Genomic DNA, 14,493 nt, shown 5'->3' on the forward strand with positions numbered 1-14,493 from the left:
GGAGAGTCGTCGCCGGGCATTGTGGCATGGGAGGCAGAGCGCCCCATCAGTGCACGATGGTATTGGGCGGCAGGTGCCCCAGGCGTTCGGTCAGGCGCAGGCGCTGGATCGGGTCTTCGCTGAGCAGCAGGGCGTGCTCCAGGTCGAAGCGTTCGGCGTTGGGGCAGTCCAGGTGCTGGTAGAGGCTGGCGCGGGCCAGGTAGTCGGAGGCGCTGCCGTTGCCCAGTTCCAGGACCCGCTCGGCATCGATCAGCGCATTGAGGTGGTCGTCGTGGCTCAGGTGCAACTGGCGCAGGTTGCGCGACAGGCGCTGGAGCATCTGCTGTGGGCTGGCCGTGGCCAGGTGCTCGGCGGTCAGCTTGATGTTCGGCCCGTACTGGCGCTCCAGCAGTTCACGGCAGTCGTTGGGATACAGGCGGCGCCCGCCGCAGGGATCGAGCAGGTGATCGGCGCCGGGCACGCGCAACAGAAAGTGCCCCGGGAAGTTGACCCCGACCATGGGGATTTCCAGGCGCCGTGCCAGCTCCAGGGCTATCAGTCCCAGCGCCAGCGGTTGCCCGCGCCGGGTGTGCAGCACCTTGTCCAGCAGCGCCGCCTGTGGGCGCAGCGGCAGGAACTCGTCCTGCTGGAAACCCAGGTCGTTCATGCGCCGCAGCAGCGGCTGGCCCAGTTCGCTGACCGGCAGCAACGGCAAGCCGGAGCTGACCCGCTGTTGCAGCTCCTTGAAATCCTGCAGCAACTGCTCGGTCGATACCTCGGTGTCGTGTTCGGCAGCGATCCACAGTGCCGCCTCGAAAAGGGCGGGCGGGGACTGTTGCAGGCAGGCGAAAAAAGCTTGACGCGGGTTCATCGAAATCTCCGGCGAATGCCTCGTTTTAGCCCCGTCGCGAGCGTTCGTCCAGTGCCGCACACATGTCGTAGCAGGTTATTTCCTAAAGCCTGAAAAGGTGTTCGGCTTATTCCCGCGCGCTCCAGCAATTTTCATGCACAAGCCTATACTGGCGACTACAAGAAGTGATTCGGGAGCCCGACGATGTTCGCTCTCATGCAAAGCACTCGCCTTGAATCGCTGCACCTGAGCGTTGACTCGGCCACCGGGTTGAAGGCGGTGATCGCCATTCATAGCAGTCGCCTGGGGCCTGCCCTGGGAGGCTGTCGTTACCTTGCCTACCCCGACGACGAAAGTGCCGTGGTCGATGCCGTGCGCCTGGCCCAGGGCATGAGCTACAAGGCCGCCCTGGCTGGTTTGCCCCACGGCGGCGGCAAGGCCGTCATCATCCGTCCGCCCCACGTCGAAAGCCGCGCCGCGCTGTTCGAAGCCTTCGGTCGCTGCGTCGAGCAACTCGATGGCCGCTACATCACCGCCATCGACAGCGGCACCTCGGTCGCCGACATGGACTGCATCGCCCAAACCACCCAGCACGTCACCAGCACCACCGCCTCCGGCGACCCGGCACCGCATGCCGCCATGGGCGTGTTCGCCGGCATTCGCGCCACCGCCATGGCCCGCCTCGGCAGCGACAACCTCGAAGGCTTGCGGGTCGCTATCCAGGGCCTGGGCAATGTCGGCTTTGCCCTCGCCGAACAGCTGCATGCCGCGGGTGCCGAGTTGCTGGTCAGCGATATCGATTCCGGCAAGGTGCAACTGGCCATGGAGCAACTGGGTGCCCATCCGATCGCCAACGAAGCCTTGCTCAGCACGCCGTGCGACATCCTCGCGCCCTGCGGGCTGGGCGGCGTGCTCAACAGCCACAGCGTGGCGCAACTGCGCTGCTCGGCGGTGGCAGGCTCGGCCAACAACCAGTTGACCAACCTGCAGGTCGCCGACCAACTGGAAAACCGCGGCATCCTCTACGCGCCGGATTACGTGATCAACGCCGGCGGGCTGATCTACGTTTCGCTCAAGCATCGCGGTGAAGACCTGGCGACCATCACCGCCCACCTGTCGAAGATCAGCCAGCGGCTCACCGAAGTCTTCGCCCACGCCCAGGCTGAAAAGCGCTCCCCGGCGCGGGTGGCCGACGACTTGGCGGAGCGCGTGCTGTACCGCTAGGGGCGAAGGCCTTACCCGGCCATTGCGCCCTGTAGGCCCCGCGCCACAAGCGCGAGGCGCAACGACCGCACGCTGACCCGGCGTGCCAGGAGCCATGTGATGCCTCACAAGGTTGCACTTCCCTATACCCGCTATTTGTCCCCGGACGGCCAGTTGCTCGGCGACCTGCCGGCCTGGGCCGACGACTTCAATCTGCTGACCCGGCTCTACCGGCAGATGGTCCTGACCCGCCTGTTCGACCAGAAAGCCGTGGCCCTGCAACGCACCGGACGCATCGGCACCTACGCGCCGACCCTCGGCCAGGAAGCCATTGGCGTGGCCATCGGCAGCCTGATGCGGCCCGAAGACGTGCTGGTGCCCTATTACCGCGACACCGCCGTGCAGCTGATGCGCGGGGTGCGCATGGAGGAGATCCTGCTGTACTGGGGCGGCGACGAGCGCGGCAGCGATTTCGTCGACCCGGCGGTGGCCGAGGATTTCCCGATCTGCGTGCCGATCGCCACCCAGGCCCTGCATGCCTGCGGCGTGGCCAGCGCGTTCAAGATCCGTGGCGAGCATCGGGTGGTGGTGACCACCTGTGGCGACGGCGCTACCAGCAAGGGCGACTTCCTCGAGGCCCTCAACGTGGCGGGCACCTGGCAATTGCCGGTGGTATTCGTGGTCAACAACAACCAGTGGGCGATCTCGGTGCCACGGCGTATCCAGTGCGGCGCGCCGACCCTGGCGCAGAAGGCCATCGGCGCCGGCTTCCACGGCGAACAGGTCGATGGCAACGACATGCTCGCGGTGTACGACCGGGTGCAGGTGGCCCTGGAGCGCGCCCGGCATGGCAAGGGACCGGTGCTGCTGGAATGCCTGAGCTATCGCCTGGGCGACCACACCACCGCCGACGATTCCACGCGCTATCGCGCCGCGGATGAGGTCAAGCAGGCCTGGCTGGAAGAGCCGATCAAGCGCCTGCAACGCTTCATGGTCGGGCAGGGTGTCTGGGAGGGAAACCGCGAGCAGGCGCTGATGGTGGAATGCCAGGCGCTGGTGCAGCGTGCCGTGGATAACTTCGAGGCGGCGGGCACCCAGGCCCCCGAGTCGATACTGGACCATGTCTACGCACAGTGGCCGGCGGCCCTGGCCGAACAGCGCGAGATGTTCCTCGAACGGCTGGCGCGGCGTGCGGGAGGTACGGACCATGAGTAACGGCACATTCAGCCTGCTGGAAGCGGTGAACCTGGCGTTGCACCGGGCCATGGCCGAGGACGAGAACGTGATTGTCCTGGGTGAGGACGTGGGGGTGAACGGCGGGGTGTTCCGCGCCACCCTGGGGCTGCGCGACAGTTTCGGCTTCAAGCGGGTGATCGATTCGCCACTGGCGGAAACCATGCTCGGCGGTCTGGTGATCGGCATGGCCGCCCAAGGCTTGAAGCCGGTGGTGGAAATTCAGTTCATGGGCTTTATCTACGCGACCATGGAGCACCTGGTGTCCCATGCCAGCCGCATGCGCAACCGCACCCGCGGGCGCATCACCTGCCCGATGGTGCTGCGCACGCCCATGGGCGCGGGCATTCGCGCGCCGGAGCACCACAGCGAAAGCACCGAGGCGCTGTTCGCCCATATCCCGGGGCTGCGGGTGCTGGTGCCGTCCTCGCCGGCACGGGCCTACGGCCTGCTGCTGGCGGCCATCGACGATCCCGACCCGGTGCTGTTCCTCGAGCCGACCCGGCTCTACCGCATGAACCCGCAACCGCTGATGGACGACGGCAAGCGCCTGCCGCTGGACAGCTGTTTCACCCTGCGTGAAGGCAGCGACATCACCCTGGTCAGTTGGGGCGCGAGCATCGTCGAGACCCTGCAGGCTGCCAGCGCGCTGGCCGAGCAGGGCGTGTCGGCGGAGGTGATCGATGTCGCCTGCATCAAGCCACTGGACCTCGACACCCTGGAAGCCTCGGTGCGCAAGACCGGGCGCTGCGTGATCGTGCACGAGGCGCCGCGCACCTGCGGGGTCGGCGCGGAAATCGCCGCCAGCCTCTACGAGCGGGTATTGCTGGAATTGCAGGCGCCGATCCTGCGGGTCACCGCGCCGGACATTCCACCGCCGCTGTATCGCCTGGAATCGCTGTACATCCCCGGCGTCGAAGACATTCTTCACGCCTGCGACAGCACCCTGAACTTCGCCTGAGGAGGCTGCGATGAAATATTTCAAACTGCCCGATCTGGGCGAAGGCCTGCAGGAAGCGGAGATCGTCGAATGGCACGTCAGGGCCGGCGATGTGGTCAAGGCCGATCAGTTGCTGGTGTCGGTGGAAACCGCCAAGGCCCTGGTGGACATTCCCGCGCCCTATGACGGCGTGGTGGCGAAAACCTACGGCGCGCCGGGCGACATCCTGCATGTCGGCGAACCCTTGCTCGGCTACGAAGGCGAGGCGGATGCCGGCACCGTGGTCGGGCGCCTCGAAGGTGGTGGGGCCAGTCAGGAAGACCGGTTTTTTGTCGGCGCCGCGCCCTCGACCCGTGAACACATGGCAGTCCGCGCCACGCCGGCAGTGCGCCAACTGGCCCGGCAATTGGGCGTGGATGTGAATGCCTTGAGCGGTTCGACCAAGGACGGGCTGATCACCCGCGGCGATGTGGAAAGCGCCGCGCAGCAGGAGCGCGAGCGGTTCGGCGGCGACCGGCTGCGTGGGGTACGCCGCAGCATGGCGCTGAACATGGCCCGCTCCCATGCCGAGGTGGTGCCGGTGACGATTTATGGCGATGCCGACCTGCATCGCTGGGGCCAGGCCCGCGATCCGCTGATCCGCCTGGCCAAGGCGCTGGCGGCGGCCTGTGCGGTGGAACCGGTGCTCAACAGCGCGTTCGACGGCAAGACCCTGTCGATCAAGCAGCACCAGCACCTCGACCTGGGCATCGCCGTGGACACCCCCGATGGCCTGTTCGTGCCTGTGCTGCGCAATGTCGGCCAGCGCGACGCGGTGGACCTCAAGGCGGGGGTGACGCGCTTGCGCGCCGATGTGCAGGCACGCTCGATTCCGCCCAAGGAGATGATGGGCGCGACCCTGACCCTGTCCAACTTCGGCACTCTGTTCGGGCGCTACGCCAACCCGGTGGTGGTGCCGCCGCAAGTGGCGATCCTTGCCGCCGGGGTGATCCGCGACGAGCCGGTGGCCGTGAACGGCGCGGTGGCGGTGCATCCGCTGCTGCCGCTGTCCCTGACCTTCGATCATCGGGTGGTCACCGGTGGCGAGGCGGCGCGCTTCTTCAAGGCGTTGGTCGAAGCGCTGGAGCAACCCGAGCTTTAGTTTTCCACAGGCATGAAAAAGGCCCTGAGCCAAAGACTCAGGGCCTGTTCAATTCGAGCCTGCTTACTTGGCGGCTTTGCTCGCCTTGGCGGGCTTGGCCGGTGCTGCGGGTTCCGCGGCTTCGGGCGCTGCCAGCGGAGCCTCTGGCTCGGCCGCCGCAACCGGCGCGCTGAGCAGTTCGGACAGGGCGTCCGGCTGGCTCTTGAAGGCCTTGGCGAATACATCGCGGTTCTTCGCCATGTAGATCCCGGCTTCTTCCACCTGCTGCTCGCTCAGGGACGGCACAGCTTTTTGCAACACTTGCGCCAGCAATTCAGCCAGTTCGAGCATTTTGTCATGACGGTCAGCTTCGGCTTTATCCATGAACAAGCGCTCCAGATCTCGGCTGCTGCGGTATACCACTTCGACGGCCATTCACCACCTCACATGCCTTCACGATAATGGGTCTTTGCTACTACTGTATTTATATACAGCGCTCAGGATAAGCGAATCCTGCTGCTTTGAATAGTGGCTTTTTAATCTAGCCGGGTTTCAGGGTTTGTCAGGTGATTACGCGTCGATCCCCATCGCGGGCAAGCCTCGCTCCTACAGACCATGCAATCTGTAGGAGCGAGCGGGCGGCGTCCGACTTGCCCGCGAAGACGCCCTTGAGAGCACCACAGAAGTGTCCAGTCGACCCCGGCCGCCATCTCATTTCCCAGACGCTGGCCTTTTTTCTGCATGCAGAACAACCGTCACGTCCAACCCGCATCATCCGGTCGAGTCGACCTAAGGAAAAACCATCGTGAAAATCAATTGGGCCGAGAAACTGCGGCAGAACGTCCATCAGTTGGCCGAGTCCCTGGGCAACCTGTTCGTCGAGACCTTTCACTACCTGGCGCTGTTCGCCATCGGCGCGGTGACGGCCTGGGCGGCGGTGATGGAGTTTCTCGGGATGCTCGAAGAAGGTCATATCAAGATCGATGACATTCTCCTGCTGTTCATCTACCTCGAACTGGGCGCCATGGTCGGCATCTACTTCAAGACCAACCACATGCCGGTGCGCTTCCTGATCTACGTGGCGATCACTGCGCTGACCCGCCTGCTGATCTCCAACGTGTCGCACCACAACCCGCCGGACCTGGGGATCATCTACCTGTGTGGCGGCATCCTGCTGCTGGCCTTCTCCATCCTGGTGGTGCGCTATGCCTCGTCGCAGTTCCCGTCGGTGAAGATCGAACACCCGCAACGCAAGGTCGGCGCGGGTTCCAGCGAGCATCCGGAAGTGGAGAAGGGCGAGCTTTAAATCGCCAGGGTCAGGGGCGGCCGGTTAGCGGGCCGGCCCTTGGCGGCCGGCAGCGGCAGCTTGAAGCTGTCGCTGTTGGTCATGGCTTCGAGGATGGCCACGGCGCTGTGGCCCTGCTCGATGGCGATGCCGAACTGAATGCTTTGCACCAGGCGCTTGAGCCGCTGCGGATCGTTGCGCTGCTCGGCGCTGATCATGCGTTTGGCCACGACCCGGCTGGCCTTGGACAGGGTCAGCATGATGCTGCCGTCCAGGCCCTGGATGCTCAGGTTGACCCGGTATTCCGGGGCGAAGGCATCGGTAATCAGCTGAAAAGGGTTGTCCATGTGCGTCACCGCTTGATTGGATCGTGCAGTCATTGACCGGCCGGGATCGGGATTAGTTCGCATGTCCAGACCACTGGCAGGCCGTTCGCTGAGGCTGGTTAACGTCCGTATTCCTCAGGTCTTGCAAAGCAAAGGGCATGCCGGGAAAACCGCCGACCAATAAACCCGGGGGCGAAAAAAAACGGACCAAATGGTCCGTTTTTCTTTGGCTACCCGTTTCAGGGCATGAACGAATAAATGATCGCTGACAGTGCGATCAGGCCGATCAGCACCACGAACAGATTCGACAGCTGGCCCGAATACTGGCGCAGAGATGGCACCCGTCGGATTGCGTACATCGGCATCAGGAACAGCAGGCAGGCGATCACCGGCCCGCCCAGGGTTTCGATCATGCCGAGGATGCTCGGGTTGAAGGTGGCCACGGCCCAGCAGGTCAGGACCATGAACAGCGCGGTGCAACGCTCCAGCCAGCGCGACGACAGGGTCCGGCCACGGCTGCGCAGGCTTTTCACGATCAGCCCCTGGAAACCCTCGCTGGCGCCGATGTAGTGGCCGAGGAAGGATTTGGTGATAGCCACCAGCGCGATCAGCGGCGCGGCATAGGCGATCACCGGGGTCTGGAAGTGGTTGGCCAGGTACGACAGGATCGAGATGTTCTGCGCCTTGGCCGCGGCCAGGTCGGCCGGCGACAGGGCCAGCACGCAGCTGAAGCAGAAGAACATCACCGTCAGCACCATCATGCCGTGGGCCACGGCGAGGATGCCGCTGCTCTTGCGTTCGGCCTGGGCGCCGTAGTGGCGCTTCTGGTCGACGGCGAAGGCCGAGATGATCGGCGAGTGGTTGAACGAGAACACCATCACCGGGATCGCCAGCCACAGGGTCTTGAGGAATAGCGGCATGGACATGCCGTCACTGGCCGAGGCGAAGAAAGCGCCGTTCCAGTTCGGGATCAGGCTGAGGGCCAGCAGCAACAGCGCGGCGACAAAGGGATAGACCAGCACGCTCATGGCCCGCACGATCACGCCCTGGCCGCACCGCACAATGGCCATCAGGCCGAGGATCAGCACCAGGGACAGGATCGCCCGCGGCGGTGGCGTCATGTGCAGCTGGTGTTCCATGAAGCTGCCCAGGGTGTTGGTCAGCGCCACGCTGTACACCAGCAGGATCGGGAAGATGGCGAAGAAGTAGAGCAGGGTGATCAGCTTGCCGGCGCCGATGCCGAAGTGTTCTTCCACCACTTCGGTGATGTCGCCGGAGCGCCCGGACAGCACGAAACGGGTCAGCCCGCGGTGGGCGAAGAAGGTCATCGGGAAGGCCAGCAGAGCCAGCACGATCAACGGCCAGAAGCCGCCGACCCCGGCGTTGATCGGCAGGAACAGGGTGCCGGCGCCGATGGCGGTGCCGTACAGGCCGAGCATCCAGGTGGTGTCGTGTTTGCTCCAGCCCTTGCTGGTGGTTGTGGTGTCGCGGGCAGTCTCTACAGCAGGGTTTTCGGCAGCGGGTGTTCGTACATCGGTCATCGGTATCGCCTCGTTATTATTTTTGCTCGGGCTCACGTGGGGCGGACGGTCAGGCCGTTTGAAAACGTAGCGAGCGAAGGCAAGACAAGGCAAAAACAGGCGAGGAAGCGGAGTGTAGGGGCCTACATGAGCATTCCGAGCCTGTTTTTAACGCAGTATTGCCGAGCGCAGTAGTTTTCATACGGCCTGGGGGAATGCTCCTCAGCACTCCACCCAACTCACGGCCAGGCCGCCCCGTGAAGTTTCTTTGTATTTGTCGTGCATGTCGGCGCCGGTATCGCGCATGGTGCGGATCACCCGGTCCAGGGAAATGAAGTGTTTGCCGTCGCCGCGCAGGGCCATCTGGGTGGCGTTGATCGCCTTCACCGCGGCGATCGCGTTGCGCTCGATGCAGGGCACCTGCACCAGGCCGCCGACCGGGTCGCAGGTCAGGCCGAGGTTATGTTCCAGGCCTATTTCGGCGGCGTTTTCCAGCTGTTCCGGCGTGGCCCCGAGCACCTCGGCCAGGCCCGCGGCGGCCATCGCGCAGGCGGAACCCACCTCGCCCTGGCAGCCGACTTCGGCGCCGGAGATCGAGGCGTTTTTCTTGCAGAGGATGCCCACCGCGGCGGCGCCGAGGAAGAAGTCGATCACGTCGTCGTCCGACGCTTCGAGGTTGAATTTCATGTAGTAATGCAGCACCGCCGGGATGATCCCCGCCGCGCCGTTGGTCGGTGCGGTGACCATGCGTCCGCCGGCGGCGTTTTCCTCGTTCACCGCCAGGGCGAACAGGTTGACCCACTCCATGGCCGACAGGGTCGAGCTGATGACGTTGGGCTTGCCGATTTCCAGCAGGTTGCGGTGCAGCTTGGCCGCGCGGCGCGGCACATCCAGGCCGCCGGGCAGGGTGCCTTCGTGGCGCAGGCCCTGCTCGACGCATTCGCGCATCACCGACCAGATGTGCAACAGGCCGCTGCGGATTTCGGCATCGCTGCGCCAGGCCCGTTCGTTGGCCATCATCAGTTCCGAGACCCGCAACTGGTGCCGTTGGCACAGGGCCAGGAGTTCCACTGCGCTGTTGAAGTCGTAGGGCAGTTCGACGCTGTTGGCCGCCGGGGCGCCTTCGGTCACTTCGGCTTCCTCGACGATAAAACCGCCGCCCACCGAGTAGTAGGTCTGCTGCCACAGCAGGCCGTCCGCGCCGAAGGCTGACAGCGACATGGCATTGGGGTGGTAGGGCAGGCTTTCGTCGAGCAGCAGCAGGTCGCGGTGCCAGTCGAAGGCGATGCTCGAGCGCCCGCCCAGGCTCAGCTCGCCGCTTTCGCGCAGTTGCTGGATGCGCGGGCCGATGCTGCTTGGGTCGATGCTGTCGGGCCATTCGCCCATCAGGCCCATGACGCAGGCGCGGTCGGTGGCATGGCCGACGCCAGTGGCGGACAGCGAGCCGTACAGGCGGATTTCCACCCGCTGCACCTGCTCCTGCAACCCTTGCTCGAACAGCCCCTGGGCGAAGGTCGCGGCGGCGCGCATCGGGCCGACGGTGTGGGAGCTGGATGGACCGATACCGACTTTGAAGAGATCGAAAACACTGATAGCCATGCTAAAGCCTTACAAGCAATGGAAGAGAAATCGCTGCCATTTTTTGTAGGCCGAGCGTTAGGTCGGCGATACTGCCTAGCTCGGTCAATACTGACCAACGAATTTTCCTAAGACAGCCTTTAGCAGGACTAAACGATGAGTCGTCAGTTTCATGCCCAGACCTACGTCTGGCTGCATGTGTTTTCCTGTGCCGCGCGGCACTTGTCGTTCACCCGTTGCGCGGAAGAACTGCACATCACCCCGGGGGCGGTCAGCCAGCAGATCCGCCTGCTGGAAGAGCGGCTCGGCTTTCGCCTGTTTCACCGCCGCGCCCGTGGGGTGGAGCTGAGCGCCGAGGGGCAGCGGCTGGCGATCACGGTGAACGAGGCCTATGGCAGCATCGACGCCGAACTGCGCCGACTGGATGCCGGGATGATCAGCGGGACCTTGCGCCTGCGCTCGATCCCGTCGTTCCTCGGCAAGTGGCTGACCCCGCGTTTGCCCCGGCTGCAGCAGCGCTTTCCGGATATTCAGCTGCGGCTGGTGGCCGAGGACAGCAGCGTGGCCCTGCATGAGGGCGATTTCGACCTGGCCATCGACCTTAACGACGGCAGTTATCCGGGGTTGTTATCCACAGCCTTGCTGGACGAGCAGATCTTTCCGGTCTGTGCCCCGGGCCTGTTGCGCGGACGGCCGCCGCTGCACGGTCCGGCGGACCTGGTGCATTTCCCGTTGCTGCACGACATCACCGCCTGGCGCGGCAGCTATGAGTACGCGGAGTGGGAGTTCTATCTCAACGCCATAGGCTTCGAGGGCGCGGATGTGCGGCGTGGGCACACCTTCAACCGCAACCACCTGACCATCGAGGCGGCGACTGCCGGGATGGGGGTGGCGATTGCCCGACGTACACTGCTCAACGATGAACTGGAGCGCGGCACCCTGATTGTGCCGTTTGGCCTCGCGGTGCCCAATCACAAGCGTTATGTGCTGCTGTATGCGCCGGGCGCGCTGAGCCATCCGGGCGTGCGCGCGGTGCACGACTGGCTGGTGGAAGAGGCGGAGATATTTCGCGGTTTGCACCCGCTGGGAGGGGGACACGGGTAAGCAGAAAGGACAGGGGCGTGGGGCGACCCAACTCCCGACATTAACAGCGCTTTTGCGCTTTGTCCGGCTTTATTTGCGAATAGATATTTATCTTTTTTAAGGGGTTGAATTGTTCTGCGCTCTGCCCAACTCTGTAAGCAAGAGGCCGCAAAAAGTACGCCCTCAGGGGCACGCGGTTCCTCTCGCGAGCTAGCTGAAATAAGGGAAGAACTATGCAAATCCAGGTCAATAGCGATAACCATATTCAAAGCAGCATCCGACTGGAGGAGTGGGTACGTACTACCATTGAGAGCACGCTCGAACGCTACGAGGAGGACCTGACCCGAGTCGAGGTTCATCTGCGGGACGAGAACGGCGACAAGCCCGGTCCCCACGATTTGCGCTGCCAACTGGAGGCGCGGCCAAAAGGCCATCAACCGATTTCCGTGACCCACAAAGCCGAATCCCTGGAACTGGCCATCGAAGGAGCGGCCACCAAGCTGGAGAATTCCCTGGAACACCTGTTCGGCCGGTTGCGCAACAAGCGCGCCGCGGCAGCGCCAAGCGCCCGCGCAGGCCAGGCCGACGCCTTGCTTGAAGAGGAATTCCTGGAAAACGAACAGGCCGCGCTCAATAGCTGACGGCGCAAGTACCCAACTGAAGAACCACCCAACAAAAAGGGCCTGCAAATGCAGGCCCTTTTTTGTGCCGCGTTTCTGTAGGAGCGAGCGGGCGGCGATCCGACTTGCTCGCGATGCAGACGCCGCGGTGTGTCAGGCCGGGCGCCATCACGAGCAATCGAGCGTCGACCGGCCGCTCCTACAGAAGCAAGGGGACGTGCTGTTCTGTAGGAGCGCGTTGGCTCAGAACGCCACGGAGGTCTGTACGTACAAGGTCCGTGGTTCGCCCACGTACTTGCCTTTGTTGTTGTCGTCGAACGAGCGGGTGAAGTACTGGTGGTTGAAGATGTTCTTCACCCCGACCGCTACGTTGAGGTCCGACAGTTGCGGGCCGAAGTCGTAGGCGGCGCGGCTGCTGAACAGCATGTAGCCGGGAATCCGTCCGGTGCTGCCGTCGGCGCTTTCGGCGGAGGTGTTGGCGTTGTCGGCGAACTGGCTGCTCTGGTAGCTGCTGTCGAAGTTCAGCTTCCACGGGCCCTCGGTATAACCGATGCCGAGGGTGCCCTTGTGCTTGGATGAGAACGGCACGCGGTTGCCCTTGTTCGGCCCGTCCTCACGAATGGTGGCGTCGACGTAGGCGTAGGTGGCGTACAGATCGAAACCGGCCAGCGCCGGGCTCAGGCCGTCCAGCGCGTAATTGACGCTGGTCTCGATGCCCTGGTGGCGGGTTTCGCCACGGGCGATCACCGAGTCGTTGGTCTGGTTGCTGTCGTACTGGTTGTCGAAGTTGATCAGGAACGCGCCGATCTCCGCCCGCAGGCTGCCGTCGTCATAGCGGGTCCCCACTTCCCAGGTGCGGGCCTTCTCCGGTTTCACTTCGCCGCTGCTCACGCGGTTGGGCATCTGGCTGTACTGCACGCTGCCGAACGAACCCTCGGTGTTGGCGTAGAGGTTCCAGCTGTCGGTCAGGTGGTACATCACATTCAGCGCCGGCAGTGCGGTGTTGTAGTCGCCCTTGTATTTGACGTTGGTCAGGTTGTTGGTCTGCTGGGACTCGATCATCTCGTAGCGGATGCCCGGGGTGAGGGTCCACTTGCCGATGTCGATGCGGTCGTCGACGAAGAACGCATTGGCCTCGGTGCCGCCGCGGGTATCGCGGTCGTTGCGGCTGCTGGTGTTCGGCAGTTGCTGGTTGGCGCTGATCGGCGTGCGGTAGCGCAACTCGTGACCGGCTTCGTTGATGTAGCGGTAGCCGATGCCCAGCTCATGGCTGGTCGGCCCGAGGTCGAAGCCCTGGGCGAAGCGGGTTTCGATGCCGCGCACCCAGTATTCGCGTGGCGACAGCGACAGGAAGCTGCCCTGGTCCAGGTAGCCGCTGCGCAGGGTTTTGGTGAAGAAGCTGTTGACGGTGAATTCGCGGCGGTCTTCCTGGTAGCGATAACCGAAGTTGATCAGCGTGCGACGGCCCCAGAACTTGTCGTACGGGCGGGTCGACTGATACGGGTCGGCCTTGTAGTCGGCAACGTTGAGGCCGCCGGGCATGTCAGCCTCGCCCTCGTAGTACTGGGCCATGGCGTTGAAACTGTTGGCGTCGTCGAGCTGGTAGTGGCCCTTGAGGATCAGGTCGTCGATCTGTGTGTCACTGTGTTCGCGCCAGTCGCCGCCACGGGTGCCGGAGTACAGCAGGGCGCCGCCCAGGCCGTTGTCGGCGGTGCCGCCGGCCAGCAGGTTGCCGGTGGTCTTGAAGCCATCGTGGCTGGAGGATGGGCTGGTCTCGGTCTGGAAGCCACCCTTGACCGTTGGCGCGTCGGGGATGGCGCGGGTCACGAAGTTGACGATGCCGCCGACGTTCTGCGGCCCGTAGCGCACGGCGCCACCGCCACGCACCACGTCCACGGCGTCCATGTTGCCCATGCTGATCGGGGCGAAGGACAGCTGCGGCTGGCCATAGGGCGCGAAGGGTACCGGAATGCCGTCCATCAGCACCGTGGAGCGCGAGGCCAGGCGCGGGTTGAGCCCGCGAATGCCGAAGTTCAGCGCCATGTCGTGGCTGCCGGTGCCGTTGTTTTCCGGGGCGTTGACCCCGGGAATGCGGTTGAGCACATCGCGGGCCTGGGTCGCGCCCTGGCGTTCGAACTCTTCGCGGCGGATCACGTCACGGGCACCCGGGTGTTCGAAGACGTTGGTCTGCGCCGCATCGCCCAGCCAGTCACCGACCACGCTGGACGCACCCAGCTCCAGGGCGGCCGGTGCGCCCTCGGCACTCACCGGTTGCAGGCTGAAGGCATTGCCGCCTTCGGCGCGGGCTTGCAGGCCGGTGCCTTTGAGCAAGGCATTCAGACCTTCTTCGGTGGTGTAGCTGCCTTCCAGGCCCTGGCTCTGTACGCCGCTGGCGACCTGGGAGCCAAAGGAAATCAGCACCCCGGCTTCACGGCCGAACTGGTTCAGGGCGTTTTCCAGCGACGACGCCGCGATGTGATAGTCGCGCGCCGGGCCGTCGGCGGCCATGGCCAGCGGCAGGGCGGCCAAGCTCAGGCTGGCGCCCAGCAGCAACTGGCGCAAGGTACGGGCAAGGGGCGTAAGGCGGGTGGGTTGCTGGGGCATGGACATCGATCCTGAGAAGGTTGCAGTCAAGGGGGCTTTCCTTCTCTGTCACGCGAGTGCTGGAAAACGGCTCACACAAAATGAAAAAAATCTGGCGTCGGGGAAAAACATTAAATCGGCGTCGACCTGTAGCCGCTGCCGAAGGCTGCGAT

Annotated in this window: 12 protein-coding genes and 1 pseudogene; 7 read left to right on the forward strand and 6 right to left on the reverse strand. The window is 64.2% G+C overall.

What is annotated here, in order from left to right; translation table 11 throughout:
- Positions 1–46: 46 nt before the first annotated feature.
- Positions 47–850, reverse strand: coding sequence for a SirB1 family protein (locus C4K38_RS05035; RefSeq protein ID WP_053277507.1), 804 nt, complete (start codon positions 848–850; stop codon positions 47–49).
- Between the two features lie 183 nt (positions 851–1,033).
- On the opposite strand from C4K38_RS05035, the gene C4K38_RS05040 reads away from it, so the two are divergent.
- The 4 genes from C4K38_RS05040 to C4K38_RS05055 all read left to right on the forward strand — a co-directional run bounded on the left by C4K38_RS05040 (position 1,034) and on the right by C4K38_RS05055 (position 5,346).
- A complete protein-coding gene (locus C4K38_RS05040) occupies positions 1,034–2,053 on the forward strand; it encodes a Leu/Phe/Val dehydrogenase (protein ID WP_025806470.1) in 1,020 nt (339 codons plus the stop codon).
- A gap of 99 nt (positions 2,054–2,152) precedes the next feature.
- Complete coding sequence (gene pdhA / locus C4K38_RS05045) at positions 2,153–3,247, forward strand: pyruvate dehydrogenase (acetyl-transferring) E1 component subunit alpha (protein ID WP_053277508.1); 1,095 nt, start codon at positions 2,153–2,155, stop codon at positions 3,245–3,247.
- On the forward strand, positions 3,240–4,226 hold the full coding sequence (locus C4K38_RS05050; RefSeq protein WP_053277509.1) for an alpha-ketoacid dehydrogenase subunit beta: 987 nt from the start codon (positions 3,240–3,242) through the stop codon (positions 4,224–4,226). Before pdhA ends, C4K38_RS05050 begins: the two co-directional genes overlap by 8 nt.
- Positions 4,227–4,236: 10 nt before the next feature.
- Positions 4,237–5,346 carry a dihydrolipoamide acetyltransferase family protein gene (locus C4K38_RS05055; protein ID WP_053277510.1) on the forward strand — a complete coding sequence of 370 codons (1,110 nt, stop codon included), beginning with the start codon at positions 4,237–4,239 and terminating at the stop codon, positions 5,344–5,346.
- A 156-nt stretch (positions 5,347–5,502) separates the two neighbouring features.
- Here the strand turns inward: C4K38_RS05055 and C4K38_RS05060 are convergent.
- Positions 5,503–5,760: pseudogene (locus tag C4K38_RS05060) on the reverse strand (YebG family protein); the annotation flags it as partial.
- Between the two features lie 370 nt (positions 5,761–6,130).
- On the opposite strand from C4K38_RS05060, the gene C4K38_RS05065 reads away from it, so the two are divergent.
- Positions 6,131–6,631, forward strand: a complete 501-nt coding sequence (locus C4K38_RS05065) for a phosphate-starvation-inducible protein PsiE (RefSeq protein ID WP_009042237.1) — start codon at positions 6,131–6,133, stop codon at positions 6,629–6,631.
- Here the strand turns inward: C4K38_RS05065 and C4K38_RS05070 are convergent.
- The 3 genes from C4K38_RS05070 to C4K38_RS05080 all read right to left on the reverse strand — a co-directional run bounded on the left by C4K38_RS05070 (position 6,628) and on the right by C4K38_RS05080 (position 10,055).
- Positions 6,628–6,957, reverse strand: coding sequence for a DUF3509 domain-containing protein (locus C4K38_RS05070; protein WP_053277511.1), 330 nt, complete (start codon positions 6,955–6,957; stop codon positions 6,628–6,630). The two genes, C4K38_RS05065 and C4K38_RS05070, sit on opposite strands and share 4 nt — an antisense overlap.
- Before the next feature lie 218 nt (positions 6,958–7,175).
- On the reverse strand, positions 7,176–8,477 hold the full coding sequence (locus C4K38_RS05075; protein ID WP_053277512.1) for a serine/threonine transporter: 1,302 nt from the start codon (positions 8,475–8,477) through the stop codon (positions 7,176–7,178).
- 201 nt (positions 8,478–8,678) lie between these two features.
- On the reverse strand, positions 8,679–10,055 hold the full coding sequence (locus tag C4K38_RS05080) for an L-serine ammonia-lyase (protein WP_053277513.1): 1,377 nt from the start codon (positions 10,053–10,055) through the stop codon (positions 8,679–8,681).
- Between the two features lie 135 nt (positions 10,056–10,190).
- Here C4K38_RS05080 and C4K38_RS05085 point away from each other — a divergent pair, with 135 nt between their 5' ends.
- Positions 10,191–11,138 (forward strand): LysR substrate-binding domain-containing protein, encoded by a 948-nt coding sequence (locus C4K38_RS05085; protein ID WP_007932401.1) that lies wholly within the window; start codon positions 10,191–10,193, stop codon positions 11,136–11,138.
- Positions 11,139–11,350: 212 nt separating this feature from the next.
- Positions 11,351–11,758 carry an HPF/RaiA family ribosome-associated protein gene (locus C4K38_RS05090; protein ID WP_009047054.1) on the forward strand — a complete coding sequence of 136 codons (408 nt, stop codon included), beginning with the start codon at positions 11,351–11,353 and terminating at the stop codon, positions 11,756–11,758.
- Between the two features lie 222 nt (positions 11,759–11,980).
- On the opposite strand, the gene fecA is transcribed toward C4K38_RS05090, so the two are convergent.
- Entirely contained in the window at positions 11,981–14,341 is a 2,361-nt protein-coding gene (fecA, locus tag C4K38_RS05095; RefSeq protein WP_053278318.1) for a TonB-dependent Fe(3+) dicitrate receptor FecA, read from the reverse strand.
- Positions 14,342–14,493 lie beyond the last annotated feature (152 nt).

It is taken from the genome of Pseudomonas chlororaphis subsp. piscium, from assembly GCF_003850345.1.
GTDB lineage: Bacteria > Pseudomonadota > Gammaproteobacteria > Pseudomonadales > Pseudomonadaceae > Aquipseudomonas > Aquipseudomonas piscium.

Bases quoted from the DNA above. Each gene is read 5' to 3' on its own strand.
- C4K38_RS05085 (WP_007932401.1), top strand. From the start codon at position 10,191: ATGAGTCGTCAGTTTCATGCCCAGACCTACGTCTGGCTGCATGTGTTT.
- C4K38_RS05040 (WP_025806470.1), top strand. From the start codon at position 1,034: ATGTTCGCTCTCATGCAAAGCACTCGCCTTGAATCGCTGCACCTGAGC.
- C4K38_RS05070 (WP_053277511.1), bottom strand. From the start codon at position 6,957: ATGGACAACCCTTTTCAGCTGATTACCGATGCCTTCGCCCCGGAATAC.
- C4K38_RS05080 (WP_053277513.1), bottom strand. From the start codon at position 10,055: ATGGCTATCAGTGTTTTCGATCTCTTCAAAGTCGGTATCGGTCCATCC.
- fecA (WP_053278318.1), bottom strand. From the start codon at position 14,341: ATGCCCCAGCAACCCACCCGCCTTACGCCCCTTGCCCGTACCTTGCGC.
- C4K38_RS05075 (WP_053277512.1), bottom strand. From the start codon at position 8,477: ATGACCGATGTACGAACACCCGCTGCCGAAAACCCTGCTGTAGAGACT.
- pdhA (WP_053277508.1), top strand. From the start codon at position 2,153: ATGCCTCACAAGGTTGCACTTCCCTATACCCGCTATTTGTCCCCGGAC.
- C4K38_RS05050 (WP_053277509.1), top strand. From the start codon at position 3,240: ATGAGTAACGGCACATTCAGCCTGCTGGAAGCGGTGAACCTGGCGTTG.
- C4K38_RS05035 (WP_053277507.1), bottom strand. From the start codon at position 850: ATGAACCCGCGTCAAGCTTTTTTCGCCTGCCTGCAACAGTCCCCGCCC.
- C4K38_RS05090 (WP_009047054.1), top strand. From the start codon at position 11,351: ATGCAAATCCAGGTCAATAGCGATAACCATATTCAAAGCAGCATCCGA.
- C4K38_RS05055 (WP_053277510.1), top strand. From the start codon at position 4,237: ATGAAATATTTCAAACTGCCCGATCTGGGCGAAGGCCTGCAGGAAGCG.